Below are 24,804 nucleotides of genomic sequence, written 5' to 3' on the forward strand. Positions count from 1 at the left end.
CGCTCGCGTTCTCTGCCTAGGTTGGAGCCTTGTGGAACTACGTGATCTGACCGTCGACGATCTCGACGCGGTGCTGGACAACCGCAAGCGCGCCTTCGGGCCCGTCCCCGAGGGCCAGCAGGAGCTCTGGCGGAAGCTGGCCGTCCCGGCGCTGGAGGAGGGCAGATACCTCGGCGTCGTCGACGGCGCCCGCCTGGTGGCGACCAGCCGGACCAACGACTTCACCCAGTGGTGGCACGGCAGGCCGATCTCCATGGGCGGCGTCGCCTCGGTGACCGTCGCCCCCGAGGACCGGGGGCGGGGCGTCGGCCGCACCCTGATGCAGGCCACCGTCGACCGCTGCGCGGCCCTGGGTCATCCGGTCTCGGCGCTCTACCCGGCCACCACCCACATCTACCGCTCCCTCGGCTGGGAGCACGCCGGCGCCATGCACGTGGCGACCCTGCCCGCCGAGGCGCTGCGCACGATCAGGTCCACCGAGCAGGTCAAGATCCGCCGGATGGGCCCCGGCGACGCCCCCGAGGTGGTCGCGCTCCTCGGCCGCGTCCACGCCGCAACCCGAGCCTCCGGCCCCCTGAGCCGGGGTGAGAGCGCCTGGCGCGTGCTGCTGGAGAACAAGGACGACTTCCTCTATCTGGCCGACGACGGCTTCGTGACCTACCACTGGGACGGCGGCGACATCAGGGTCTCCGCTCTCGTCGCGGGTTCGGAGGCCACGGCGCGGGCGCTGTGGTCGCTGGTCGGCACCTCGGCCTCCGTCGCCAAGTCGGTCCGGGCGGCCGTCGCCCCCGACGACCCGGTGTTCTGGCTGATCGGCGACCGTCCCGAGGACCACGTCGCGCTGACCCGCTGGATGTTCCGCGTCGTCGACCTCGTCGCGGCCGTCGCCGGGCGGGGCTTCCCGGCGGGCGTCACCCTCGACGCCGCGGTCCAGGTCGACGACCCCCAGCGCCCCGGCAACTCCGGCCCCTGGCAGCTGTCGGTCTCCGGCGGCTCCGGTACGGCCGAGCCCGCCGCGACCCTGCCGGGATTCACCCCCACCTTCACCGCGGCCGGCTTCTCGGCCCTGTACGCCGGGATCCCGACCGCGACCCTGCGCCGCTCGGGGATCCTCACCGGCCCGGCGGACTCCGACGACGCCCTCGACGCCGCCTTCCACGCCAAGCCGTACATGCTGGACCACTTCTGACGGGCGCCGCCGGGTAGCCGTGCGAGCGGCGCTCCCACGCGGTAGAGTCGGGCACCGAACAGGTGTTCGGCGAGCGGAGGCGTGTCGGTGCGGTTGCCCGAGCTGCGGGTGATGGGGGTCGACCCGGGGCTGACCCGGTGCGGACTCGGGGCGGTCGAGGGACGGCCCGGGGCGCCGCTGAGCCTCGTCAAGGTCGGAGTCGTCCGGACTCCGGCCGACGACGAGATCGGGGCCAGGCTGGTGGCGATCGAGGCGGGCATCGAGCAGTGGCTCGACGAGGTCGAGCCCGACGCGGTGGCCGTGGAGCGGGTCTTCGCCCAGCACAACCTCAGGACCGTGATGGGCACCGCGCAGGCCTCCGCGGTGGCGATCCTGTGCGCCTCCCGCCGGGGGCTGCCGGTGGCGCTGCACACGCCGTCGGAGGTCAAGGCCGCGATCACCGGCAGCGGCACGGCCGACAAGCAGCAGGTGGGGACCATGGTGACCCGGCTGCTGCGGCTGGATGCGATGCCCAAGCCCGCCGACGCCGCCGACGCGCTGGCGCTGGCGATCTGTCACGTGTGGCGGGGCGGGGCACAGAACCGCCTGGCGGAGGCGGTCGCCAGGACCAGGACCGGGCCGGGCACGACCGCCGCCGCCTACTTCCGGGGGCGGGGCCGGGCCGGATATTCGAGAGGAACCACACAGTGATCGCCTCGGTGCGGGGACGGGTGGCCGCGGTCGCGCCTGACGGCGCGGTGGTCGAGGTCGGCGGGGTGGGGATACTGGTCCACTGCACGCCGGGCACGCTGGCGACGCTCCGGGTGGGCGAGGAGGCCCGGCTGGCCACCTCGCTCGTGGTCCGGGAGGAGTCGCTGACGCTGTTCGGCTTCGGCAGCGACGACGAGCGCGGCGTCTTCGAGATGCTGCAGACGGCCAACGGGGTCGGCCCCAAGGTCGCCCTGGCGATGCTGGCCGTACACACCCCCAACGCGCTCCGGACGGCCGTGGCGAGCGCCGACGTGAAGGCGCTGACCAGGGTCCCCGGCGTCGGCCCCAAGGGGGCCCAGCGGATCATCGTCGACCTCAAGGACAAGCTCGGCACCCCCGAGCAGGCCGTCAACGCCGCGCTCAACGGCGGCGCGTCCGCGCCCGCCTGGCGCGACCAGGTCCACTCCGGTCTGGTCGGCCTCGGCTACTCGGCCAGGGACGCCGACGAGGCCGTCGCCGCCGTCACCTCCCAGGCCGACGCCGAGGTGGCGGAGGGGCGCTCGCCGCAGGTGGCGGCGTTGCTCAAGGCCGCGCTCCGCGCGCTGAGCGTCCGATGAGGGGGGCGCGCCCGATGCGGGCCTCTCACGGCCGCGGCGGTCCCGGCGAGGCGTGGACCGCCCACGCGGACCGGGTCCGGGCCGGCGGGTCCGGAGCGGCCCGGGGGGCCGGGGTCGGCAGGTCCGGGCCGGTCGGTGCGGGCCGGGACGGCAGGGGCGGGGCCGGTGGGCCGGGAGCTGGCCGTGCGGTCCGGCCCTGGGACGGCGGGCCGGGAGCGGGCCGGGTGGCCTGGGACGACACCGGGGATGACAGAGGCGGGGCCGGTGGGCCGGCGACCGCGCGTGCGAGTGAAGGCGGACCGGCGTGAGCTTCGAGCGGGATCTGGTGGCGCCGGACGCCGAAGGGGACGAGCGCCTGATCGAGGCGGCGCTGCGGCCCAAGCGGCTGGATGAGTTCATCGGCCAGGCGCGGGTGCGCGAGCAGCTGTCACTGGTGCTGCAGAGCGCGCTGCGACGTAACCGGCCGCCGGACCACGTGCTGATGAGCGGTGGGCCCGGGCTGGGCAAGACGACCCTCTCCATGATCATCGCGACGGAGCTCTCCGTGCCGCTCCGGATCACCTCCGGGCCCGCGCTGGAGCGGGCGGGCGACCTCGCGGCGATCCTGTCGACCCTCTCGGAGGGAGAGGTCCTCTTCATCGACGAGATCCACCGGATGGCCCGTCCGGCGGAGGAGATGCTCTATCTCGCGATGGAGGACTTCCGCGTCGACATCGTGGTGGGCAAGGGGCCCGGGGCGACCGCTATCCCGCTGGAGGTCGCGCCGTTCACCCTGGTCGGGGCCACCACGCGGGCCGGGCTGCTGCCCGCGCCGCTGCGCGACCGGTTCGGGTTCGTCGCGCACATGGACTTCTACGAGGTGGCCGAGCTGGAGCAGGTGCTGCACCGCTCCTCGCGGCTGCTCGGCCTGGAGCTGCCCGGCGACGCGGCGCACGAGATCGCCGGGCGGTCGCGGGGCACGCCCCGCATCGCCAACCGGCTGCTGCGCCGGGTCCGCGACTTCGCCGAGGTGCGCTCCGGCGGGGTGGTCACCAGAGACGTCGCCTCGGCGGCGCTGAACCTCTACGAGGTCGACGCCGAGGGCCTCGACCGGCTCGACCGGGCGGTGCTCGGGGCGCTGCTGCGCAAGTTCGGCGGCGGTCCGGTGGGGCTGTCCACGCTGGCGGTCGCGGTGGGGGAGGAGCCGGAGACGGTCGAGGTGGTCGCCGAGCCGTTCCTGGTCCGTCAGGGTCTGCTGGCGCGCACCCCCCGGGGCCGGGTCGCGACCGCCGCCGCCTGGCTCCACCTGGGCCTGACCCCGCCGCCCGACGCCTTCGGCGCCTCGATGATCGTCGACCTTGAGGATGATCCGGGCCCCGTCTGACGTTGGGTTTCGATGGGGAAACCGTACAGAGTTGATCACAGATCGGTGACAACGGTATCGAAATGGGAACTTCCCTGCGTGCCTGTCCGTGACTTCGTTGCCGCGCTCTTACAGCTCGCCTAAACTCCGTGGCTTGGCTGGCTGTGTAGGCTGACGTGCTGAGCGGCGTGGCCGCATACGACGTCCGGCGCCAGGCCGGTCATTCTTAAGCCTAAGGAGCGGCCCTATGGGCGACTACTCAAGCCTTATCATGATCGCTCTGATGGTCGTGGTGTTCTACTTCCTGCTCATCCGGCCGCAGCGCAAGCGGCAGCAGGAGCAGGCTCAGATGCAGAACTCCCTGACCCCTGGAACCCGCATCATGACCACGACGGGGCTCTTCGCGACCGTTGTGGCGATCGATGCCGACGACGTGATCCTGGAGATCGCCCCCGGTGTCGAGACCCGCTGGGTCAAGGCCGCGATCGGCCGTGTGCTGACCCCGGTCGACGACGAGGATGTCAAGTCCGTCGACACTGTGGACGACAATGTGGTGGAGACCGTGAAGCCGCACGGTGACGACCCGGACTCGCCGAAGAAGTGATGATCAGGCTAACCGACCATCCCCTATAGCCGAAAGAACTGACGACCAGTGGCCCGACCGACCAGCGGCCAGAGCAGACCGGGGCGTATGCTCCTGGTGCTTCTGGCGATCATTCTCGCCATGGGCGGGGTGATGTTCCTGAACAGGGCGTTCACCCCGGAATATGGCCTCGACCTCGCCGGCGGCACGACAGTGACGCTGCAGCCCGTCACGCCGAACGGCAGCGCTCCCACCGAGGAGAGCCTCAACCTCGCCGTCAGCATCATCCGGAACCGGGTTAACGGCAGCGGAATCTCCGACGCCGAGGTCGCCAAGTCCGGTGACAACATCGTCATCTCCGTCCCCGGAGCGGGCCAGGAGGAAGTCGTCAAGCTGGTCGGCACCACCGCGGAGCTCCGTTTCCGCCAGGTGATGGCGGTCACGGCCGGGTCGCCGCCGCCTCCCGGGCAGATGCCCACCCAGGCGCCGACGCCGTCGCCCACTCCCGCGGCCACCGGTAAGCAGACCTCCAAGACGCGGCAGCCGGCCCAGACGGCCACGCCGAGCCCCACCGGCTCGCCGGCCGGCCGCGCCCTGTCCTCGGCGCTGACCAACCCGAGCCCGGCCACCACGCCGGCCCCCTCGGACCGGCCGCGCAAGAACGCCTCCCCGTCCGCGGAGCCGCGCAAGAACGCCTCTCCGTCGGCGGAGCCGAGCAAGAGCGCCGCCCCGTCGGCCCAGCCGACGCCCCTCCCGACCGACGACCCGATGGCGGGCGTCGACACGACCGGGATCGATCCGGCGGTGCTCAAGCAGTTCGAGGCGCTCGACTGCTCCAAGGACAAGGGCCAGGGCGCCCAGGACGACCCCAACAAGCAGTTCGTGGGCTGCAGCCAGGACGGCAGCGCCAAATACGTGCTCGACAAGGCGGCCGTGACCGGCACCTCGATCGACACCGCGACCTCCGGCGTGGACCAGACCACCGGAGAGTGGCTCGTCCAGCTCTCCTTCAAGGGCGACGGCCCGAGCCAGTGGTCGAAGGTCACCACCACCGCCTTCAACTCCCAGCCGCCGCGCAACCAGGTCGCCATGGTCCTGGACGGCGTGGTGATCTCCGCTCCGGTCATCCAGGAGCCGATCACCGGCGGCCGGGCCCAGATCTCCGGCAGCTTCACCCAGGTGACGGCCGACGAGCTGGCCAGCCAGCTCAAGTTCGGCGCCCTGCCGCTGAAGTTCGAGAAGAGCTCCATCGACGAGGTCTCCTCCACCCTGGGCGCCGACCAGCTCCGCGGCGGTCTGATCGCCGGTGCGATCGGCCTCGGCCTGGTGCTGATCTACTCGATGCTCTACTACCGGGGCCTGGGCATCGTCTCGGTGCTGAGCCTCGTGGTCGCCTCGGTCCTGACCTACGAGGCGGTGGTGCTCCTCGGCGAGTTCGCGGGCTTCCGCCTGTCGCTGCCGCACATCATCGGCCTGATCGTCTCGATCGGTATCACCGCGGACTCGTTCATCGTCTACTTCGAACGCATCCGTGACGAGATGAAGGAGGGCCGCCGCTCGCTGCGGACGGCCGTCGAGGTCGCCTGGGTCCGTGCCCGGCGGACGATCCTGATCGCCGACGCGGTCATGTTCATCGCCGCCGTGGTGCTCTACTTCCTGGCCGTCGGCGGTGTGGCCGGATTCGCGTTCGCGATGGGCCTGACCACTCTCATCGACATCGTCGTGGTGTTCATGTTCACCAAGCCGTTCGTCGCCCTGCTCGCCAAGAACAAGTTCTTCGCCAAGGGCCACAAGCTCTCCGGTCTGGACGCCGAGCGCATGAGCACCCAGACGACGGCCGACTCCAAGTCCACTCCGCAGGAGGCCTGATGTCCGGCATCGCGCGCCGGCTCTACCGCGGCGAGGTCGACGTCGACTTCGTCGGGCGCAAGAAGCTCTGGTACGGCCTCTCCGCCGTCCTTCTGGTGATCTCCATCGCCGGTCTGGTCCTCCACGGCCTCAACCTGGGCGTGGAGTTCAAGGGCGGGTCGGTCTTCTCCTTCAAGGCCCCGGCCGCCGACATCCAGGAGGTGCGCGGCACCTTCAGCGACGCCGGCGTGCACCAGATCATCGCGCAGACGACCAACAACGGCTGGCGGGTCACCACCGAGAGCCTGCCGCCCGAGGAGGTGACCACGGTCCAGAAGTCGGTCGCGCAGAAGTTCGGCCTGCCGCAGAACCAGGTCAACCTCCAGGTGATCGGCGCCTCGTGGGGCGGTCAGGTGGCCGACAAGGCCGTCATCGGCCTGATCGTCTTCATGCTGGCGATCATCCTGTACCTGACGCTCGCCTTCGAGTGGAAGATGGCGCTGGCCGCCGTCGTGGCGCTGCTCCACGACCTGGTGATCACCGCCGGCGTCTACGCGTGGTCCGGCTTCGAGGTCACCCCGGCGACCCTGCTGGGCTTCCTGACGATCCTGGGATACTCGCTGTACGACGCGGTCGTCGTGTTCGACATGATCAAGGAGGTCACCGCCAAGCTCGGCACGACCTCCAAGATGACCTACACGCAGGCCGCCAACAACGCGCTGAACCACACGCTGATCCGGTCGCTGAACACCACCCTGGTGGCGATCCTGCCGGTGGCGGCGATCCTGTTCATCGGCACCACGCTGTTCGGCGCCGGTACGCTGAAGGACCTGTCGCTGGCCCTGTTCGTCGGCATGATCGTCGGCACGTACTCCTCGCTGTGCGTGGCGACGCCGCTGCTGGTCACGTTGAAGGAGCGCGAGTCGCGCTACCAGGCCATCGCCCGCAGGCTCGCCGCCCACGGCAGCGCGGCCAAGAGCACCCGCCAGCCGGTCACGGCGGGAGCCGCCAACGGCTCCGTCCCCGAGACCGACAAGCGCGGCAAGAAGAAGTAGGCAACAGCAGATCACGCCTCCGCTCCCTCCGAGAGGGGGGCGGAGGCGTTTTCGTAAGGATGTGACCATGAGTGACCTGCGCCGGCTGATCCTGGACCGGATCCGCGACGTGCCCGACTACCCCCAGCCGGGAGTGCTGTTCAAGGACATCACCCCCCTGCTCGCAGACCCGCACGCGTTCGCCGCGGTGGTGGACGAGTTCGCCGGGCTCCACCAGGTCGACAAGATCGTCGGCATCGAGGCGCGGGGCTTCATCCTGGCCGCTCCGGCCGCCTGCAGGGCCGGCGCCGGGTTCGTCCCGGTACGGAAGAAAGGCAAACTGCCCTCCGAGACGCTTGAGGCGTCCTACGATCTGGAGTACGGTTCCGCCACCATCGAGGTCCATCGGGACGCCTTCGCCCCAGGAGATCGCGTCCTGATCGTCGACGACGTGCTCGCCACCGGAGGTACGGCGCGTGCGGCGGTGGAGCTGGTCCGCAGGGCGGGTGCCGAGGTCGTCGCCATCGCCGTGCTCATGGAATTGGCCTCCCTCGAGGGGCGCAAGCAGCTGGACGGCGTCGAGCTGCACTCCCTCGTGATCGTCTGATTCCACCCCGCCGGGGGAAGCATCTAAGCCGGTCTGGATACACTTGGGGGATCTGGACTCGAATGTGAGGAGTCTGAGTGCCCCGTGATGTGGTCGTCCCCGACGTGACCGCCGACGGTGGCGGTCCCGTGACGGCCGTCCCGGCCGGCGATGCCGGTTCCGCCATGTCCGGAGCCACCGAAGAGAAGCCTGCGGTAAGGCGCAGACTCGCACGCTTTGGGGGGCAATGGGGTGGCGCCATGAATCCGGTGCTGGAGCCTCTGTTCAGGACGGTCCGCGCGACCCATCCGAAGGCGGACCTGCGGCTGATCGAGCGTGCCTACGACGTGGCCGCCTATCATCACCGCGATCAGAAGCGCAAAAGCGGCGATCCCTACATCACTCATCCGCTGGCGGTCGCGACGATCCTGGCCGAGCTGGGCACCGACGACGAGACGCTGTGCGCCGCGCTGCTGCACGATACCGTCGAGGACACCGCCTACGGCCTGGAGGAGCTGCGCTCGGACTTCGGCGAGAACATCGCGCTGCTGGTCGACGGCGTCACCAAGCTGGACAAGGTCAAGTTCGGTGACGCCGCGCAGGCCGAGACCGTGCGCAAGATGGTCGTGGCGATGTCCCGCGACATCCGGGTCCTGGTGATCAAGCTTGCCGACCGGCTGCACAACATGCGCACCATGCGCTACCTGCCCGAGCACAAGCGGCAGCAGAAGTCCCGCGAGACGCTGGAGATCTTCGCGCCGCTCGCCCACCGGCTGGGCATGAACACCATCAAGTGGGAGCTGGAGGACCTCGCGTTCGCCATGCTCTACCCCAAGCGCTACGACGAGATCGCCAGGATGGTCTCCGAGCGCGCCCCGCGCAGGGACCTGTTCCTGCAGGAGGTCATCGAGAAGGTCTCCGTCGACCTGCGCGAGGCCAAGATCCGCGCGGTGGTCAAGGGACGCCCCAAGCACTACTACTCGGTCTACCAGAAGATGATCGCCAGGGACGTCGCCTTCGACGACATCTACGACCTGGTCGGCATCCGGGTGCTGGTCGACACGGTCCGCGACTGCTATGCCGCCCTCGGAACGATCCACGCGCGATGGAACCCGGTGCCCGGCCGGTTCAAGGACTACATCGCGATGCCCAAGTTCAACATGTACCAGTCGCTGCACACGACGGTCATCGGCCCCGAGGGCAAGCCGGTGGAGCTGCAGATCCGCACCCACGGCATGCATCACAGGGCCGAGTACGGCGTGGCCTCGCACTGGAAGTACAAGGAGGAGATGACCACCTCCGGCCCGCCCGGCGGGAAGCTGAAGCCGGCCAGCGACATGGCCTGGCTCCGTCAGCTGCTGGACTGGCAGAAGGAGACCGCCGACCCGGGGGAGTTCCTGGAGTCGCTCAGGTTCGACCTGTCGGTCTCGGAGGTCTACGTCTTCACGCCGCGGGGCCAGGTGATCGCCCTCCCCGAGGGGGCGACGCCCGTCGACTTCGCCTACGCGGTGCACACCGAGGTCGGCCACCGCTGCATCGGGGCCCGGGTCAACGGCCGCCTGGTGCCGCTGGAGTCGCGGCTGGGCAACGGCGACACCGTTGAGATCTTCACCTCCAAGTCGCCCGACGCGGGCCCGTCGCGCGACTGGCTCAAGTTCGTCAAGTCCGGCCGGGCCCGCAACAAGATTCGCCAGTGGTTCTCCAAGGAGCGCCGCGAGACCGCGATCGAGGCGGGCAAGGAGGCCATCGGCCGGGCCATGCGCAAGCAGGGCCTGCCCCTGCAGCGCATGATGTCCGGAGAGTCCCTCCTGACCCTCGCCAGAGACCTGCGCTACCCCGACGTCTCCGCGCTCTACGCGGCCGTCGGGGAGGGCCACATCGCCGCCCAGGCGGTCGTGCAGAAGCTGGTGCACTCCCTCGGGGGAGTGGAGGGCGCCGAGGAGGACATCGCCGAGGCGGCGGTGCCGACGAAGGTGCGCGGCCGTCCCCGGGGCAGCGGCGGCGCCGGCGTGGTGGTGGCGGGCGACTCGGACGTGTGGGTACGGCTGTCGCGCTGCTGCACCCCCGTGCCCGGTGACGAGATCATCGGGTTCGTCACCCGCGGGCACGGCGTGTCGGTGCACCGCACCAACTGTCCCAACGTGGAGCAGCTGAAGTCCGAGCCGGACCGGCTGGTGGAGGTGGCCTGGTCGGCCGCGGACGGCTCGGTGTTCCTGGTCGCCCTGCAGGTCGAGGCGCTCGACCGGCCGCGCCTGCTGTCGGATGTGACCCGGACCCTGTCGGACCAGCACGTCAACATCCTGTCGGCGTCGGTGACGACGTCCCGGGACCGGGTGGCGATCAGTAAGTTCACCTTCGAGATGGGCGATCCCAAGCACCTGGGACACGTCCTGAAGGCGGTGCGCAACATCCCGGGCGTCTACGACGTCTACCGGGTGAGCGGCGCCGGCGCCTGACCCGTCCGCCCTCCCGCCGGGCAGGCCCACGCCGCCCGGCAGGAGGGCCGCTCCGCGCTCCGGAGCCCGGACCGCCTGGGGGAGCTCCGGCCGCGCCGTACGGGCCCCTCAGGGGGGCCTGAGGGCGCCACAGGGGGTCTTGGCGGCGGCCGGCGCCGCGGGGAGCCGGAAAAACCTGCCGGAAAAATCTGAGGGCGTGCCCCCCGAGCGGGGAGCACGCCCTCGGCGCGTGTCAGTGGGTCAGGAGAACTCGGCGAGCGTGCGCTCGGCCTCGTCCAGCCAGGAACGGCGGGCGTTCAGGGCCTCCTGCGCGTCCTTGACGTCCTTGTCCTTGCCGGCCGCCTGCGCCTTGGCCAGGCGGGCCTCCAGCTGCTCGATCGACTTGTGGAGCTGGTCGACCGTGTTCTGGGCCCGGGCGCGGGCCTCGGGGTTGGAGCGCTTCCACTCCGCCTCCTCGGCCTTGCGGACCGCGTCGTCGATCTTGCGCAGCCCACCCTCAAGGCGGTCGCGCTGCTCACGCGGGACCGGGCCGGCCGCCTCCCACCGCTCCAGGATGCCGCGCAGCGCGGTCCTGGCGGAGCGGGCGTCGGAGACCGGAACGATCTTCTCGGCCTCGGCCAGGAGCTGCTCCTTGGCCTCGGCGTTGGCCGCCAGCGAGGCGTCGCGCTCGGCGAAGACCGCGGAGCGGGCCTGGAAGAACTGGTCCTGAGCGCCCTTGAAGCGGGCCCAGAGCTCGTCCTCGACCTCACGGGAGGCCCGGCCGGCCGACTTCCACTGCTGCATCAGCTCGCGGTAGGCGGAGGCGGTGGCGCCCCAGTCGGTGGAGGAGGCCAGCGCCTCGGCCTCGGCCACGATGCGCTCCTTGGAGGAGCGCACGCTCTCCCGCTGCTCGTCCAGCCCCGCGAAGTAGGCCTTGCGCCGCTTGGCGAAGGCCGTGCGGGCCGCCGACAGCCGCTTCCAGAGCGCGGCCTCGGTGACGCGGTCGATGCGCTCGGCCGCCTTCCACTCCTCGACGAGCTGGCGCAGCCGCTCGCCGCCGGTCTTCCAGTGAGTGGTGTCGTCGGCGATGCGCTCGGCCTCGGCGACGATCCGCTCCTTGACGTCCTTGGCCTCCGCGCGGGCCACGTCCCGGGCGGCCTTGACCTCCTCGCGGCGCTGGGCGACCAGCTCCGTCAGGGCGGTCAGCCGGCCCAGCAGCGCGTCGAGGTCGCCGACCGCGTGCGCGTCGGTGATCGCTTCGCGGAGCTTGACGATGGTCGCCTCGGCCTGGGCAGGTGGCAGGTCGGTGCCGCGGACCCGCTGCTCCAGCAGCGTCACCTGCCCGGCCAGCTCGTCGAACTTGCGATGGAAGTAGGCGAGTGCCTCTTCCGGTTCGCCGGCCTGCCAGGACCCGACGGCCCGTTCTCCCTCAGCCGTACGCACGTAGACGGTGCCGTCGTCGTCTACCCGGCCCCACGGGTCGGTGCTCACCGTGTCCTCCCGCACTTTCATCAGCCTTTCGAGGCTAACCGCCCCTTGGTTGTATTACGTCAGCTCTTGTTGGACATTGTCACGTTTTTGATTTCGACGGTTTCCTTCGGGGCTCCGGTCCGGTCCGGCCCGGGGGTGATGACACCGCCCTTGTTCACCTTGTCGATGATCTCCATCCCCTTGGTGACCGTACCGAACGGGGTGTACTGCGGCGGCAGCTGGGTGTCGCCGTACACGATGAAGAACTGGCTGCCGTTGGTGTCGGGGCCGCTGTTGGCCATGGCCACGACACCGCGGGTGTACTTGGCGCCTTCGAGGTTCTCGTTGACGAAACGGTAACCCGGGCCGCCCTGGCCGTCGGTCTGGCTCTTGCCGTCGGCCTTGGCCAGCGGGTCGCCGCACTGCAGCATCGGGAACTCGTCGGAGCCGAGGCGGTGGCACTTGGAGCCGTCGAAGAACTTCTTCTCCGCCAGGAACGCGAAGGAGTTGACCGTGCACGGCGTCTTCTCGGCCGAGACGGCGATCACGATGTCGCCCTGGTTGGTCTTGAGGGTCATCGTCTTGGGCTTGGTGTCCACCTTGGCCGGGGGCATGCCCACGTTCTTGGCGGGGCTGCCGTCGGCGTCGGCGACGTAGCCGCAGGTGCCGCTGGCCGGGTCGAAGGCCGTCGGCTTGGCGGCGGCGGCGCCCGTCTCCGACGGGCTCGCCGAGGCCGCCGGGGTGGCCGTGGCCGGTGAGTCGCCGCCTCCGAGCAGGGTCGTCGCGGCGACGACGCCGCCGATGACCACCACGACGGCCACGCTGGTGCCGATGATCGCGTTGCGCTTGGCCCTGGCCTCGCGCTCCAAGCGCCGCTGGGTCTGCCGCTCGTAGTGCTCGCGCGCCAGCTGCTTCTGGCGGTCCTTGCCGCTCACCGCTTCGCCCTCCCGAGTGCCGGAGTATTACTTAATGAGGTGGGCGAATCGTATCGGCCAAAGGGTAATGGTTCGCAGCCCGCCGACCCGCACCGGTACCCTTCGGTTACATTCCCATCCGTATTCTTGACGAGATCAGCTGAGGCAGATGCTCATCGCCGGCTTTCCCGCAGGGTCGTTTCAGACCAACTGCTACGTCGTCGCTCCCGCCGCCGGCGAGGAGTGCGTCATCGTCGACCCGGGCCAGAACGCCGTCGGCGACCTCGACGACGTGCTGCGCGAGCATCGGCTCAAGCCGGTCGCGGTGCTGGTCACCCATGGGCACATCGATCACATGTGGTCGGTCGCCCCGGTCTGCGGGGCACGCGACGTCCCCGCGTGGATCCACCCGGAGGACCGCGACCTGCTCTCGGATCCGGGCAAGGGGCTGTCGCTGGCGACCCGGCAGCAGCTGTTCGGCGGGCTGGCCTTCAGCGAGCCCGACGACGTGCGCGAGCTCGCCGACGGCGAGGTGCTGCGGCTGGCGGGCATGGAGCTCACCGTCGACCACACCCCGGGCCATACCAGGGGGTCGGTGACGTTCAGGCTGCCCAGCACCGAAGAGATCCCGGACGTGCTGTTCTCGGGCGACCTGCTGTTCGCCGGCTCCATCGGCCGCACAGACCTCCCGGGCGGCGACTACCCGACCATCCTGCGCAGCCTGGCGACCAAATGCCTGCCGCTGCCGGAGGACACGGTGGTCCTGCCCGGCCACGGACCACAGACCACGATCGGCCACGAGCGCGCCACCAACCCGTATCTCGCGGAAGCCGCGCCGTACGCCGCTCCCACCAGGGGACTCTGAAGATGACTTTGCAGGCGCCCAAGGGCACCTTTGACTGGCTCCCACCGCGATCGGAGCAGGCGCTCGCCGTGCGGGAGGCGCTGACCGCCCCGGCCCGCCGCGCGGGCTACGGCTACATCGAGACGCCGGTCTTCGAGGACACCGCGCTGTTCGTCCGCGGGGTCGGCGAATCGACCGACATCGTCTCCAAGGAGATGTACACCTTCGAGGACAAGGGCGGGCGCTCCCTCACGCTGCGCCCCGAGGGCACCGCCTCGGTCGTGCGCTCGGTCCTCCAGCACGGCCTGCACAACGGCCAGCTCCCGGTGAAGCTGTGGTACTCCGGCAGCCAGTTCCGCTACGAGCGTGCCCAGAAGGGCCGCTACCGCCACTTCTGGCAGGTCGGCGCCGAGGCGCTGGGGGCGGAGGACCCGGCGCTGGACGCCGAGCTGATCGTGCTGGCCGCCGACGGCTACGCCGGGCTGGGGCTCACCGGGGTCCGGCTGCTGCTCAACACGCTGGGCGACCGGGAGTGCCGCCCCGTCTACCGGGCCGCGCTCCAGGACTTCCTGCGCACCCTCGACCTCGACGAGGCCACCCGGCAGCGGATCGAGATCAATCCGCTGCGCGTGCTCGACGACAAGCGCCCCGAGGTGCAGGCCCAGCTCGCCGGGGCCCCGCTGGTCGTCGACCACCTGTGCGAGGCGTGCAAGACCTACCACGAGGAGGTCCGCTCGCTGCTGACCGCCTCCGGCGTGACCTACACCGACGACCCCAGGCTGGTCCGCGGGCTCGACTACTACACGCGCACCACGTTCGAGTTCGTCCACGACGGGCTGGGCTCCCAGTCGGCGGTCGGCGGCGGAGGCCGCTACGACGGACTGAGCGAGATGCTCGGCGGCCCGGCCCTGCCCAGCGTCGGCTGGGCGCTCGGCGTCGACCGGACGCTCCTGGCCATGGAGGCCGAGGGCCTGGCGGGCGCCGAGACCACCGACCCGCGCGTCCAGGTGTACGGTGTGCCGCTGGGTGAGGAGGCGCGCCGCCGGATGTTCCTGCTCATCACCGAGCTGCGCCGGGCCGGTCTCGACGCCGACATGTCGTTCGGCGGCAAGGGCGTCAAGGGCGCCATGAAGGGCGCCGACCGGTCGGGGGCGAGCTACGCGGTGATCCTCGGCGAGCGAGATATCGCCGCGGGGGCCGCACAGGTCAAGGACCTGGTCAGCGGCGACCAGGCCGCCGTACCGCTCGCTGAGATCGTCACGACCTTGAAGGAGAGACTGAAGAAATGATCCGCACGCACGAAGCGGGATCACTGCGCAAGGAGCACGCCGGGCAGCAGGTGACGCTGGCCGGCTGGGTGGCGCGCCGCCGCGACCACGGCGGCGTGGTCTTCATCGACCTGCGTGACGCCTCCGGCTCCTCCCAGGTGGTCTTCCGCGAGGAGGACGACGCGCACGGCCTGCGCGCGGAATACTGCGTCAAGGTCGTCGGAGAGGTGCGGGTCCGTCCGGAGGGCAACGAGAACCCCGAGCTGCCGACCGGCGCGATCGAGGTCGTCGCCTCCGAGGTCGAGGTGCTCAGCGAGTCCGCCCCGCTGCCGTTCCCGATCGAGGGCAGCACCGGGGTGTCGGAGGAGGCCCGGCTCAAATACCGCTACCTCGACATCCGCCGCCAGCAGGTCGCGCAGGCCATGCGGATCCGCTCCAAGGCCACCTACCTGGCCCACGAGGTGATGAACGAGCACGGGTTCAACTACATCGAGACCCCGACGCTGACCCGTTCCACCCCCGAGGGCGCCCGCGACTTCCTGGTCCCGGTCCGCCTGCAGCCCGGTAGCTGGTACGCGCTGCCCCAGTCGCCGCAGCTGTTCAAGCAGCTGCTCATGGTCGCCGGCATGGAGCGCTACTACCAGCTCGCCCGCTGCTTCCGCGACGAGGACCTGCGCGCCGACCGGCAGCCGGAGTTCACCCAGATCGACATCGAGATGTCCTTCGTGGACCAGGACGACGTCATCGCCCTGGGCGAGGCTCTGATCAGCCGCGTCTGGAAGGAGACGCTCGGCTACGAGCTGCCGACGCCGCTGCCCCGGATGACCTACTGGGAGGCCATGTCCCGCTACGGCTCCGACAAGCCGGACCTGCGGTTCGGCCAGGAGCTCGTCGAGATGACGGAATACTTCGCCGAGACCACCTTCCGCGTCTTCCAGGCCCCCTACGTGGGCGCCGTGGTCATGCCGGGTGGCGCCTCCCAGACCCGCAAGGAGCTGGACGGCTGGCAGGAGTGGGCCAAGTCGCGCGGCGCCAGGGGCCTGGCCTACGTCCTCGTCGGCGAGGACGGCACGCTCGGCGGCCCGGTCGCCAAGAACCTCTCGGAGAGCGAGGCCGCGGGGCTGGCCGCCAAGACGGGCGCCAGGCCCGGTGACGCGATCTTCTTCGCGGCCGGCGCGGCCGCCGGCTCGCGCGACCTGCTCGGCGCGGCCCGCCTGGAGATCGGCCGCCGCTGCGGGCTGATCGACGAGTCGGCGTGGAACTTCCTCTGGATCGTCGACGCCCCCATGTTCGAGGAGGACGGCGAGGGCGGCTGGACCGCGGTCCACCACCCGTTCACCGGGCCCAAGCCCGAGTGGGCCGACAACTTCCAGGACCACCCCGGCGAGGCCCTGGCCTACGCCTACGACATGGTCTGCAACGGCATGGAGATCGGCGGCGGCTCGATCCGTATCCACCGGGCCGAGATGCAGCAGCGCGTCTTCGACGTGCTCGGCATCTCCAAGGAGGAGGCGGAGAGCAAGTTCGGCTTCCTGCTGGAGGCGTTCAAGTACGGCCCGCCCCCGCACGGCGGCATCGCCTACGGCTGGGACCGCGTCTGCATGCTCCTGGCGGGCGGCGACTCGATCCGCGACGTCATCGCCTTCCCGAAGACGGCTTCCGGCTTCGACCCGCTGACCGGCGCGCCCACCCCGATCACGGGTGAGCAGCGCAAGGAGGCGGGCGTGGACGCCAAGCCGAAGGCGGAGGTCTAAGCTCCCCGGCCGGAGGCCCCCGGGACGGACGCGTCCCGGGGGGCCTTTGCCGTGACCGGAAGGGCTAGAAGCGGACGGGCAGCGCCCGCAGCCCGCGGATCAGCGAGCCGTTCCGGTGCCAGGCGATCTCGCCGGGCGGGCAGGCGAGCGCGAGGTCCGGCAGGCGGCGCAGCAGCGTCTCGAAGGCGATCTGGGCCTCCAGGCGGGCCAGCGGCGCGCCCAGGCAGAAGTGGATGCCGTGGCCGAAGGCCACGTGGCGGTTGTCGGTCCGGGTGATGTCGAGGGTGTCGGGATCGTCGAACGCCCCGGGGTCACGGCCCGCCGCGCCGAGACAGACGTGGACCAGGCTGCCTTTGGGGACGGGGACGCCGGCGATCTCCATGTCGTCGGTGGAGAAGCGGAAGGAGGCCCGCTCCACGGGGCCGTCGTAGCGCAGGAACTCCTCGATCGCCGACGGCAGCAGTCCGGGCCGCTCCCGCAGCAGCGCGAGCTGGCCGGGGTGGGTGAGCAGGGCCAGCATGCCGTTGCCGATCAGGTTGACCGTGGTCTCGTGCCCGGCGATGAGCAGCAGCGTGAGCGTGGACAGCACCTCCTCCTCGCTGAGCAGATCCTCCTCGTCGCGGGCGGCGACCATCGCGCTGACCATGTCGTCGCGGGGCCGGGCCCGGCGCTCGGCGATGATCCGGCCGAAGTAGGCGCGCATGGCGTCGTTCGCCTCGGCGCGGTGCCGGGCCTGCTCCTCGTCGAGAGGCGGGGTGATCAGGGAGGTCGACCAGTCACCGAAGGCGTCGCGGTCGTCGACCGGGACGCCCAGCAGCTCGCAGATCACCGTGATCGGCAGCGGGAAGGCGAAGTCGCCGAGCAGGTCGGCGTGGCCCCTGGCGGTCATCGCGTCGATGAGCTCGTCGGTGATCTCCTGGACCCGGGGCCGCAGGCTCTCGGTCCGCCGCGGGGTGAAGGCCCTGGAGACCAGGCGGCGCAGCCGGGTGTGGTCGGGCGGGTCGCTGTTGAGCATGTTGTGCGCGAGCACCGGGTTGCCCTGCCCGAAGATCATGGGGAACAGCTCCGGCCACCGGGCCGGGTTCATGCTCAGGCGGGGGTCGTTGAGGGCCTTGCGGCCGTGCTCGTAGTCGACCACCAGGAAGGCGTCGGTACCGGGTGGGAAGTCGATCGGGTGGACCGGGCCCCTGTCCCGGAGCGCGCTGTAGGTGGAATGGGGATCCCTGCTGAACTCCGGGCTGAACACGAACTCGGCGGGTAGTTTCTCCGGCATCGGCGCCCCTCAGTGAGATGGATCACACTGTCTCCGCCTCAAGTGTCGCTCGGGGGCGCCGGATGTCGACCTTATATGAGCGGGATCACACGATATGGGATAGATCGTCCGCAGTATCCGGGAGCTCCGCGGCGCCGGCCCGCCGGGGAGGGACGGCTCGGAAAAACCGGCTCGGGAGGACCCGCTCGGAGCACCGGGCGGGAGAGAACTCGGAGCGCGGGCCCGGAGAAAAGCGGACGCCCCGGCGGTCGACCGACCGCCGGGGCGTCCCGCCCGGGACCTCGTCAGGCGAGCTTCATGTCCTTGATGATCACCGGGAGCTTGGGGGCGGTGGAGCCGCCGTCGCCGGTGATGTCCTCGGGGTTGACGATCCACCCGCCCGCGGCGATCTTCTCAAGGACGTCCATGCCCTTGGAGACGGTCCCGAAAGGCGTGTAGGCCGGGTCCAGCTGGGAGTTCTCGTCTCCGAGGGAGAACCAGAACTGGCTGCCGTTCTGGTTGCTCGCGTCGGCGGGCTGGGCCAGCGCGACCGTGCCCTTGGCGTACGGTATGCCACCGAGGTTCTCGTCGTCGAAGACGTAGCCCGAGCTGCCCTGGCCGTCGGTGGGGTTCTCGCCGTCGGCCTTGGCCTGCGGGTCACCGCACTGAAGCATGTGCACACCGGAGTTCTCCGGGGTGGCCAGGCGGTGGCACTTGGTGTTGTCGTAGAAGTTCTTCCTGGCCAGGAAGGCGAGGGAGTTCACCGCGCAGGGAGCCTGCTGGGTCGCCAGGTCGATCACGACGACACCTTGGTTGGTGGTGATCGTCATGGTCTTCAGCTTCAGGTTGGGCTTGCGCGGCGGCATGCCCACCTTCTTGGCCGGGCTGCCGCTGGTGTCCTTGCGGTAGGTGCAGCTCACCTTGGACGGATCGATCGGGGCGCTGGGCGTGGCCGAGATCGTCGGCTGCGCGGTGTCGGAGGGGGCCGGCGAGCTCGCGGCCGCGGGCTTGCCGCCGTCGTTGCCTCCGAGCAGGGTCGTCGCGGCGACCAGGCCGCCGACGACGACAACGACCGCGACGCCGGCGCCGATGAAGGTGTTCCGCTTCGCCTTGGTCGCCTGCTCAGCACGCTGGGCCTGACGCTCCTTGTGCTCCCGCGCCAGCTGGCTCTGGCGGTCCTCGCCGCTCACCGCTATGTCCTCCACGATTACCGTTTCATGACTATTGACTGGCGGAAAGCGTACCGGCCTTGGCGTGTGCTGGATGTAAGTGACGTAATCCAGCGCATGGGACAGGTGGGGAACTCACCGGACACCCTGGTGCATTTCAGAACCTTTCGTGGTGAGATTCCGTATTCGGTGATGAAGAGTCGCGTATGACCGGAGCCCCCGCATGTTCGACGAGATCCTGGGTCTGCCCGCCCATCCCCTGATCATCCACGCCGCCGTGGTCCTGACGCCGCTCCTGGCGGTGCTGGCCGCCGCCCACGCGCTGGCACCGCGCACGCGGGCCGTACTGAAGTGGCCGGTGACGGCGCTCGCGGTGATCGTCCCGATCGCCGTCTTCGCGGCCAGGCAGAGCGGCGAGGCGCTGAAGGACGGGCGGTTCTCCTCGGTCGACGGCCGGCTCGGCCGGCGCATCGCCGAGCACGAGGGCTTCGCCACGCCGCTGCTGCTGTCCACCCTCGCCCTGGGCGTGGTCTCGCTGATCCTCGTCCACCTCTCGTGGGGCGAGCGGTACGGACGGCTGAGCGGGCCGGCCGTCTCGGCGCTCACCGTGCTCGTGGCCGTCGCGGCGCTCTACTACGTGCTGCGCGCCGGGCACAGCGGGGCGGTCGCCGTCTGGGGGAGCTGACCGGGCCGGAGCTCCTTCCACGGGCGGCGGGGGTGCCCGCGGGACCGCCTGGACCACATCGAGACGGTGTGGCTCCTTCCGCGCGCGGCGGGGGCGCCCGCGGAAGGAGCCCCGCCGCGCCGGCGGGCCTCCCTCCCGCGCCGGCGGGCCTCCCTCCCGCGCCGGCCGGGCGCCCGGCGCGTGGATCCGGCAGCGGCGCCCTGCCGGTACTGTCGGAGCGTGGACAGCCTGTTCGATTCGGCGGCGGAGGAGGCCCATCGCGGCCATGAGCCCCTGGCGGTGCGGATGCGCCCGCGCGGCCTCGACGAGGTGATCGGCCAGCGCCACCTGCTGGGTCCCGGCACGCCGCTGCGCAGGCTCGTCGAGGCCGAGGCGCCGATGTCGCTGTTCCTGTGGGGCCCGCCCGGCACCGGCAAGACCACCCTGGCCTATGTGGTGGCGGGGGTCACCAAGCGCCGCTTCGTCGAGGTCTCCGCCGTGTCCGCGGGCGTCAAGGAGGTCCGCGCGGCCATCGAGCAGGCCCGGCGCGAGCTGGGCATGTCCGGCCGCCAGACCGTGCTGTTCGTGGACGAGGTGCACCGTTTCAACAAGGCCCAGCAGGACGCCCTGCTGCCCGCGGTGGAGAACCGCTGGGTCACCTTCATCGGCGCCACCACCGAGAACCCGTTCTTCTCCGTCATCTCGCCGCTGCTGTCCCGCTCGCTCCTGCTGACCCTGGAGTCGCTGTCGGAGGACGACATCCGGTCGGTGCTGGAGCGCGCCGTGGCCGACCCGCGCGGCCTGGACGGCAGCACGAAGCTGGCGCCCGAGGCCGCCGAGCACCTGACGCGGCTGGCCGGGGGAGACGCCCGCAGGTCGCTGACCTACCTGGAGGCCGCCTCGCTGATCGCCGACGGCGAGATCACCGTCGAGGTGGTGGAGCGCGCGGTGGACAAGGCGGCCGTCCGCTACGACCGCCAGGGCGACCAGCACTACGACGTGATCAGCGGCTTCATCAAGAGCATGCGCGGCTCGGACGCCGACGCGGCGCTGCACTACCTCGCCCGCATGATCGAGGCGGGTGAGGATCCCCGCTTCATCGCGCGCCGGATCGTCATCTTCGCCTCCGAGGACGTCGGCATGGCCGACCCGACGTGCCTGCAGGTCGCGGTGGCCGCGGCCCAGGCGGTGGAGTTCATCGGCCTGCCCGAAGGACGGCTCAACCTGGCTCAGGCGGTCATCCACTGCGCGCTGGCCCCCAAGTCCAACGCGGTGACCAACGCGATCGGCGCGGCCTCGGAGGACGTGCGGCGCGGCGGCATCGGCCACGTGCCCAACCATCTGCGCGACGCCCACTACGGCGGGGCCGGGAAGCTCGGCCACGGCAAGGGCTACAAATACCCGCACGACTTCGAGCACGGTCTGGTCCGCCAGGACTACGCCCCGCAGGAGCTCCGGGAGCGCCGCTACTACCAGCCCACCCGCCACGGGGCCGAGGCGGCCTTCGCCGACCGCTGGTCCAAGATCCGCTCCTTTCTCCGCGGCCAGTGACCTCCTGAAGGGGGTCGGCGGCCGCCCGGAGGGAGGTCCTCGGCGACCCGCCCGCGCAGGCGTCCGCGGCGTCGAGCTTGCCGCGGCGGGGTTTCCGGCGACTAGCCTGGGTAGGCGCCCCGCGCGGGGCGGGGACGGCCCGACGGCGACGTCCGGCCCCGCGACGCCTCCCGGCCCATGCGGGACGGCCCGTCCGAGACGGCGTGCCGGGGGAGTGGTGCCGGACGCGATAGGGTTTTGCCGTTCCAGCCGGGTCGAGTGAGGAGATCGGCGCATGCTTACCGCCGGAGAGGTCGCAGGACTGATCGTCGCCGTGGCGTGGGTGGTCCTGGTCTGCTTCCTGGCCATGGTCCTGGTGAGGCTGGCCCGGCTGCTCACCGAGACCACCAAGATGGTCTCGGAGCTGGGCGAGCGGGTGGTGCCGCTGCTGGAGGACGTCACGACCACCGTCAGCGAGGCCAACCGCCAGCTCGTGGCCGTCGAGGCGATCGCCGTGGACGTCAAGCAGGTCAGCGGGCACGTCGCCAAGGTCAGTGATGTCGCCCAGACCCTGGTCACCGGGCCGCTGATCAAGATCGCGGCACTCGCTCACGGCGTCCGGCAGGCCCTGCACGTCCGTGGCAGATCGAACCTTCGGATGCTGGAGAGGCGGCGGCGATGATCCGGCGACTGTTCTACATGTCCCTGGGCGCGTTCGGCGCGGTGTGGGCCATGCGTAAGCTGCAGGCACTGCACCCGAACCACCTGGCCCGGCGCGCCGTGCACAGCGCCTCCGGTGCCCTGGAGCAGATGCGGGACTTCGCCGGCGACGCCCTGGAGGGCGCGGCCAAGCGGGAAACCGAGTTGCGATCCAGGTTCGGGCTCGACACTGTTGAGAACACCTATCACTACGATGTAAAGGATGGCCGCTGACATGGAGTCGGCAGAGATCGCCCGCCGCTTCCTGCGCTTCTTCGAGGAGCGTGGGCACGCCGTAGTGCCCTCGGCCAGCCTGATTGCCGAGGACCCGACGCTGCTGCTGGTCCCCGCGGGCATGGTGCCGTTCAAGCCCTACTTCCTGGGCCAGCAGAAGCCGCCCTTCAACCGGGCCACCAGCGCCCAGAAGTGCGTGCGCACCCCCGACATCGAAGAGGTCGGCAAGACCACCAGGCACGCCACGTTCTTCCAGATGCTGGGCAACTTCTCCTTCGGCGACTACTTCAAGGAGCAGGCGATCCCGCTGGCGTGGGAGCTGCTGACCAAGCCGGAGTCCGAGGGCGGCTTCGGCTTCCCCGAGGAGCGCCTCTGGGTCACCGTCTACTACGACGACGACGAGTCCTACGCCATCTGGCACGACAAGGTCGGCGTCCCGGAGGAGCGCATCCAGCGCCGCGGCATGGCCGACAACTACTGGTCGATGGGCGTGCCCGGACCGTGCGGCCCGTGCACCGAGATCTACTACGACCGCGGCCCCGAATACGGCAAGGACGGCGGCCCGATCGCCGACGAGAACCGCTACCTCGAGGTGTGGAACAACGTCTTCATGCAGTTCGAGCGCGGCGCGGGCGGGGTGAAGGAGGACTACCCGATCCTCGGCGAGCTGCCCGCCAAGAGCGTCGACACCGGCATGGGCCTGGAGCGCATGGCGGCGATCCTGCAGGGCGTCGACAACATCTACGAGATCGACACCACCTACAAGATCCTGGAGCGGGCCGCCGAGCTCACCAAGACGCGCTACGGCCGCGACGAGCGCGCCGACGTCTCGCTGCGGGTCATCGCCGACCACGTCCGGACCGGCGTGATGCTCGTCGCCGACGGCGTGCTGCCCTCCAACGAGGGACGTGGCTACGTGCTGCGCCGGATCCTGCGCCGCGCCATCCGCAACCTGCGCCTGCTCGGCGCGGGCGAGGAGCGCTACATGCACGAGCTCACCGCGGTGACCATCGGCGTGATGAGCGACCAATACTCCGAGCTCAAGGTCGACGCCCCGCAGATCCACGGTGTCATCGACGCCGAGGAGGCCTCCTTCCTGGGCACCCTCCGCACCGGCACTGCGATCTTCGACGTGGCCGTGGAGGAGACCAAGCGCAAGGGGCAGGGCACGCTCGGCGGGGAGCAGGCATTCCAGCTCCACGACACCTACGGCTTCCCGATCGACCTGACCCTGGAGATGGCCTCCGAGCAGGGGCTGAAGGTCGACGAAGAGGGCTTCCGCCGGTTGATGAAGGAGCAGCGCGACCGGGCCAAGGCCGACGCCGCCGCCAAGAAGACCGGCAACGCCGACATCTCGGTGTTCGGGCAGATCCTGGAGAAGACCGGCAAGGTCGAGTTCCTCGGCTACGACCAGGTCAGCGCCGAGTCGGAGGTCATCGGCGTCCTCGTCGGCGGGCTCTCGGTCCCGGCCGCGGGCGCCGGCACCGAGGTCGAGGTCGTGCTGGGCCGCACTCCCTTCTACGCCGAGGGCGGCGGCCAGCTCGCCGACCAGGGCGTCATCCGCACCGACGGGGCCGAGGTGGAGATCGTGGACGTGCAGTCCCCGGTCGCCGGCGTCGTCGTGCACCGCGGAAAGGTCCGCACCGGTGAGATCCGGGTGGGCGACCAGGCCCAGGCCGAGATCGACGTCGAGCGGCGCCGCGCCATCTCCCGCAGCCACACCGCCACCCACCTGGTGCACCGCGGTTTCCGCAACGCGCTGGGCGAGACGGCGGCGCAGGCCGGTTCGGAGAACTCGCCCGGCCGCTTCCGCTTCGACTTCACCGCCGCCGGCGCCGTGGCGCCCAGCATGCTCCGTGACGTCGAGGACGAGGTCAACGCCGTCCTGATCAACGACCTCAAGGTCAACGCCTTCCACACCTCGCAGGCCGAGGCCCGGGCGATGGGCGCGCTGGCCCTGTTCGGCGAGAAGTACGGTGAGACCGTCCGCATCGTCGAGGTCGGCGAATACTCCCGCGAGCTCTGCGGCGGCACCCACGTCTCCAGCTCCGGCCAGCTCGGCCTGGTCAAGGTGCTGGGCGAGGCGTCGATCGGCGCGGGCGTGCGCCGGGTGGAGGCCCTGGTCGGCCTGGACGCCTTCCGCTTCCTGGCCCGCGAGAGCGTGCTCGTCGCCCAGCTGTCGGAGCAGCTCAAGGCCCGTCGTGAGGAGCTGCCCGAGCGGATCGAGGGCATCGTCACCCGGCTGCGCACCGCGGAGAAGGAGCTGGACAAGCTCCGCTCCGCCCAGGTGCTCGCGATGGCGGGCGAGCTGGCCGCCGGTGCCCGGGACCTGCACGGCGTGTCCGTCGTGACGCACCGCGCTCCTGACGGGACCTCCCCCGACGACCTGCGCAGGCTCGCCCTCGACGTGCGCGGCCGCTTCCCCGGTGAGCGCCCCGCGGTCGTCGTCGTCGCCGGCGTCCCCGGCGACCGGCCGGTGGTCGTCGCGACGGTGAACGAGACCGGGCGCGAGCGCGGTCTGAAGGCGGGCCGGCTCGTCGGTGTCGCCGCCAAGGCGCTCGGCGGTGGCGGCGGAGGCAAGGACGACGTCGCCCAGGGCGGAGGGGTCCGTCCCGAGGCGATCGGCGAGGCGCTCGGCGCCGTCGAGCAGGCGATCGCCCAGACGCTCGTCTGACGGCGGGC

At 70.8% G+C, this 24,804-nt stretch carries 21 protein-coding genes; 17 read left to right on the forward strand and 4 right to left on the reverse strand.

What is annotated here, in order from left to right:
- Positions 1–31: 31 nt before the first annotated feature.
- From J2S55_RS32415 to J2S55_RS32455, 9 genes are all read left to right on the forward strand, one after another.
- Complete coding sequence (locus J2S55_RS32415) at positions 32–1,189, forward strand: GNAT family N-acetyltransferase (RefSeq protein ID WP_306868703.1); 1,158 nt, start codon at positions 32–34, stop codon at positions 1,187–1,189.
- A 102-nt stretch (positions 1,190–1,291) separates the two neighbouring features.
- Entirely contained in the window at positions 1,292–1,879 is a 588-nt protein-coding gene (ruvC, locus tag J2S55_RS32420; protein ID WP_306875643.1) for a crossover junction endodeoxyribonuclease RuvC, read from the forward strand.
- The gene (gene ruvA, locus J2S55_RS32425) at positions 1,876–2,496 is read left to right on the forward strand and encodes a Holliday junction branch migration protein RuvA (protein WP_306868705.1); all 621 of its coding nucleotides are present in this window, start codon (positions 1,876–1,878) and stop codon (positions 2,494–2,496) included. Before ruvC ends, ruvA begins: the two co-directional genes overlap by 4 nt.
- A gap of 304 nt (positions 2,497–2,800) precedes the next feature.
- Entirely contained in the window at positions 2,801–3,859 is a 1,059-nt protein-coding gene (gene ruvB, locus J2S55_RS32430) for a Holliday junction branch migration DNA helicase RuvB (RefSeq protein ID WP_306868706.1), read from the forward strand.
- A gap of 226 nt (positions 3,860–4,085) precedes the next feature.
- Positions 4,086–4,442: a preprotein translocase subunit YajC gene (gene yajC, locus J2S55_RS32435; RefSeq protein ID WP_306868707.1), complete on the forward strand. Its 357-nt coding sequence runs from the start codon at positions 4,086–4,088 to the stop codon at positions 4,440–4,442.
- A gap of 87 nt (positions 4,443–4,529) precedes the next feature.
- A complete protein-coding gene (secD, locus tag J2S55_RS32440; protein WP_306868709.1) occupies positions 4,530–6,290 on the forward strand; it encodes a protein translocase subunit SecD in 1,761 nt (586 codons plus the stop codon).
- Positions 6,290–7,324 carry a protein translocase subunit SecF gene (gene secF / locus J2S55_RS32445; RefSeq protein WP_306868711.1) on the forward strand — a complete coding sequence of 345 codons (1,035 nt, stop codon included), beginning with the start codon at positions 6,290–6,292 and terminating at the stop codon, positions 7,322–7,324. The genes secD and secF overlap by 1 nt, the downstream gene beginning before the upstream one ends.
- Positions 7,325–7,391: 67 nt before the next feature.
- Positions 7,392–7,910, forward strand: a complete 519-nt coding sequence (locus J2S55_RS32450) for an adenine phosphoribosyltransferase (protein ID WP_306868713.1) — start codon at positions 7,392–7,394, stop codon at positions 7,908–7,910.
- Between the two features lie 239 nt (positions 7,911–8,149).
- Positions 8,150–10,345 carry a RelA/SpoT family protein gene (locus J2S55_RS32455; RefSeq protein WP_306868714.1) on the forward strand — a complete coding sequence of 732 codons (2,196 nt, stop codon included), beginning with the start codon at positions 8,150–8,152 and terminating at the stop codon, positions 10,343–10,345.
- A 240-nt stretch (positions 10,346–10,585) separates the two neighbouring features.
- Here the strand turns inward: J2S55_RS32455 and J2S55_RS32460 are convergent, their stop codons facing one another.
- The gene (locus J2S55_RS32460; RefSeq protein ID WP_306868716.1) at positions 10,586–11,836 is read right to left on the reverse strand and encodes a DUF349 domain-containing protein; all 1,251 of its coding nucleotides are present in this window, start codon (positions 11,834–11,836) and stop codon (positions 10,586–10,588) included.
- A 38-nt stretch (positions 11,837–11,874) separates the two neighbouring features.
- Positions 11,875–12,729 (reverse strand): peptidylprolyl isomerase, encoded by an 855-nt coding sequence (locus J2S55_RS32465; RefSeq protein WP_306868718.1) that lies wholly within the window; start codon positions 12,727–12,729, stop codon positions 11,875–11,877.
- Between the two features lie 148 nt (positions 12,730–12,877).
- Between J2S55_RS32465 and J2S55_RS32470 the strand changes: the two genes are divergently transcribed.
- From J2S55_RS32470 to aspS, 3 genes are read left to right on the forward strand one after another with little or no spacing between them, the layout of a single operon-like run.
- Positions 12,878–13,573 carry an MBL fold metallo-hydrolase gene (locus tag J2S55_RS32470; RefSeq protein ID WP_306868720.1) on the forward strand — a complete coding sequence of 232 codons (696 nt, stop codon included), beginning with the start codon at positions 12,878–12,880 and terminating at the stop codon, positions 13,571–13,573.
- A gap of 2 nt (positions 13,574–13,575) precedes the next feature.
- Positions 13,576–14,841, forward strand: coding sequence for a histidine--tRNA ligase (gene hisS, locus J2S55_RS32475; protein ID WP_306868721.1), 1,266 nt, complete (start codon positions 13,576–13,578; stop codon positions 14,839–14,841).
- Positions 14,838–16,574, forward strand: coding sequence for an aspartate--tRNA ligase (gene aspS / locus J2S55_RS32480; RefSeq protein WP_306868722.1), 1,737 nt, complete (start codon positions 14,838–14,840; stop codon positions 16,572–16,574). Before hisS ends, aspS begins: the two co-directional genes overlap by 4 nt.
- Positions 16,575–16,638: 64 nt before the next feature.
- Here the strand turns inward: aspS and J2S55_RS32485 are convergent, their stop codons facing one another.
- Together J2S55_RS32485 and J2S55_RS32490 are read right to left on the reverse strand one after the other, a co-directional pair.
- On the reverse strand, positions 16,639–17,847 hold the full coding sequence (locus tag J2S55_RS32485; protein ID WP_306868724.1) for a cytochrome P450 family protein: 1,209 nt from the start codon (positions 17,845–17,847) through the stop codon (positions 16,639–16,641).
- A gap of 284 nt (positions 17,848–18,131) precedes the next feature.
- Positions 18,132–19,016: a peptidylprolyl isomerase gene (locus J2S55_RS32490; RefSeq protein WP_306868726.1), complete on the reverse strand. Its 885-nt coding sequence runs from the start codon at positions 19,014–19,016 to the stop codon at positions 18,132–18,134.
- A gap of 202 nt (positions 19,017–19,218) precedes the next feature.
- Here J2S55_RS32490 and J2S55_RS32495 point away from each other — a divergent pair, with 202 nt between their 5' ends.
- The 5 genes from J2S55_RS32495 to alaS all read left to right on the forward strand — a co-directional run bounded on the left by J2S55_RS32495 (position 19,219) and on the right by alaS (position 24,796).
- Positions 19,219–19,680 (forward strand): DUF2231 domain-containing protein, encoded by a 462-nt coding sequence (locus tag J2S55_RS32495; RefSeq protein ID WP_306868727.1) that lies wholly within the window; start codon positions 19,219–19,221, stop codon positions 19,678–19,680.
- A 219-nt stretch (positions 19,681–19,899) separates the two neighbouring features.
- Positions 19,900–21,210: a replication-associated recombination protein A gene (locus J2S55_RS32500; protein ID WP_306868729.1), complete on the forward strand. Its 1,311-nt coding sequence runs from the start codon at positions 19,900–19,902 to the stop codon at positions 21,208–21,210.
- A gap of 274 nt (positions 21,211–21,484) precedes the next feature.
- Positions 21,485–21,871, forward strand: a complete 387-nt coding sequence (locus J2S55_RS32505) for a DUF948 domain-containing protein (RefSeq protein ID WP_306868731.1) — start codon at positions 21,485–21,487, stop codon at positions 21,869–21,871.
- Entirely contained in the window at positions 21,868–22,122 is a 255-nt protein-coding gene (locus J2S55_RS32510; RefSeq protein WP_306868732.1) for a hypothetical protein, read from the forward strand. Before J2S55_RS32505 ends, J2S55_RS32510 begins: the two co-directional genes overlap by 4 nt.
- 1 nt (position 22,123) lies before the next feature.
- On the forward strand, positions 22,124–24,796 hold the full coding sequence (gene alaS, locus J2S55_RS32515) for an alanine--tRNA ligase (RefSeq protein ID WP_306875645.1): 2,673 nt from the start codon (positions 22,124–22,126) through the stop codon (positions 24,794–24,796).
- Positions 24,797–24,804 lie beyond the last annotated feature (8 nt).

Source organism: Streptosporangium brasiliense, assembly GCF_030811595.1.
Classification (GTDB): domain Bacteria; phylum Actinomycetota; class Actinomycetes; order Streptosporangiales; family Streptosporangiaceae; genus Streptosporangium; species Streptosporangium brasiliense.

Bases quoted from the DNA above. Each gene is read 5' to 3' on its own strand.
- yajC (WP_306868707.1), top strand. From the start codon at position 4,086: ATGGGCGACTACTCAAGCCTTATCATGATCGCTCTGATGGTCGTGGTG.
- secD (WP_306868709.1), top strand. From the start codon at position 4,530: ATGCTCCTGGTGCTTCTGGCGATCATTCTCGCCATGGGCGGGGTGATG.
- secF (WP_306868711.1), top strand. From the start codon at position 6,290: ATGTCCGGCATCGCGCGCCGGCTCTACCGCGGCGAGGTCGACGTCGAC.
- J2S55_RS32450 (WP_306868713.1), top strand. From the start codon at position 7,392: ATGAGTGACCTGCGCCGGCTGATCCTGGACCGGATCCGCGACGTGCCC.
- J2S55_RS32455 (WP_306868714.1), top strand. From the start codon at position 8,150: ATGAATCCGGTGCTGGAGCCTCTGTTCAGGACGGTCCGCGCGACCCAT.
- J2S55_RS32460 (WP_306868716.1), bottom strand. From the start codon at position 11,836: ATGAAAGTGCGGGAGGACACGGTGAGCACCGACCCGTGGGGCCGGGTA.
- J2S55_RS32470 (WP_306868720.1), top strand. From the start codon at position 12,878: ATGCTCATCGCCGGCTTTCCCGCAGGGTCGTTTCAGACCAACTGCTAC.
- hisS (WP_306868721.1), top strand. From the start codon at position 13,576: ATGACTTTGCAGGCGCCCAAGGGCACCTTTGACTGGCTCCCACCGCGA.
- aspS (WP_306868722.1), top strand. From the start codon at position 14,838: ATGATCCGCACGCACGAAGCGGGATCACTGCGCAAGGAGCACGCCGGG.
- J2S55_RS32485 (WP_306868724.1), bottom strand. From the start codon at position 17,847: ATGCCGGAGAAACTACCCGCCGAGTTCGTGTTCAGCCCGGAGTTCAGC.
- J2S55_RS32495 (WP_306868727.1), top strand. From the start codon at position 19,219: ATGTTCGACGAGATCCTGGGTCTGCCCGCCCATCCCCTGATCATCCAC.
- J2S55_RS32505 (WP_306868731.1), top strand. From the start codon at position 21,485: ATGCTTACCGCCGGAGAGGTCGCAGGACTGATCGTCGCCGTGGCGTGG.
- J2S55_RS32510 (WP_306868732.1), top strand. From the start codon at position 21,868: ATGATCCGGCGACTGTTCTACATGTCCCTGGGCGCGTTCGGCGCGGTG.
- alaS (WP_306875645.1), top strand. From the start codon at position 22,124: ATGGAGTCGGCAGAGATCGCCCGCCGCTTCCTGCGCTTCTTCGAGGAG.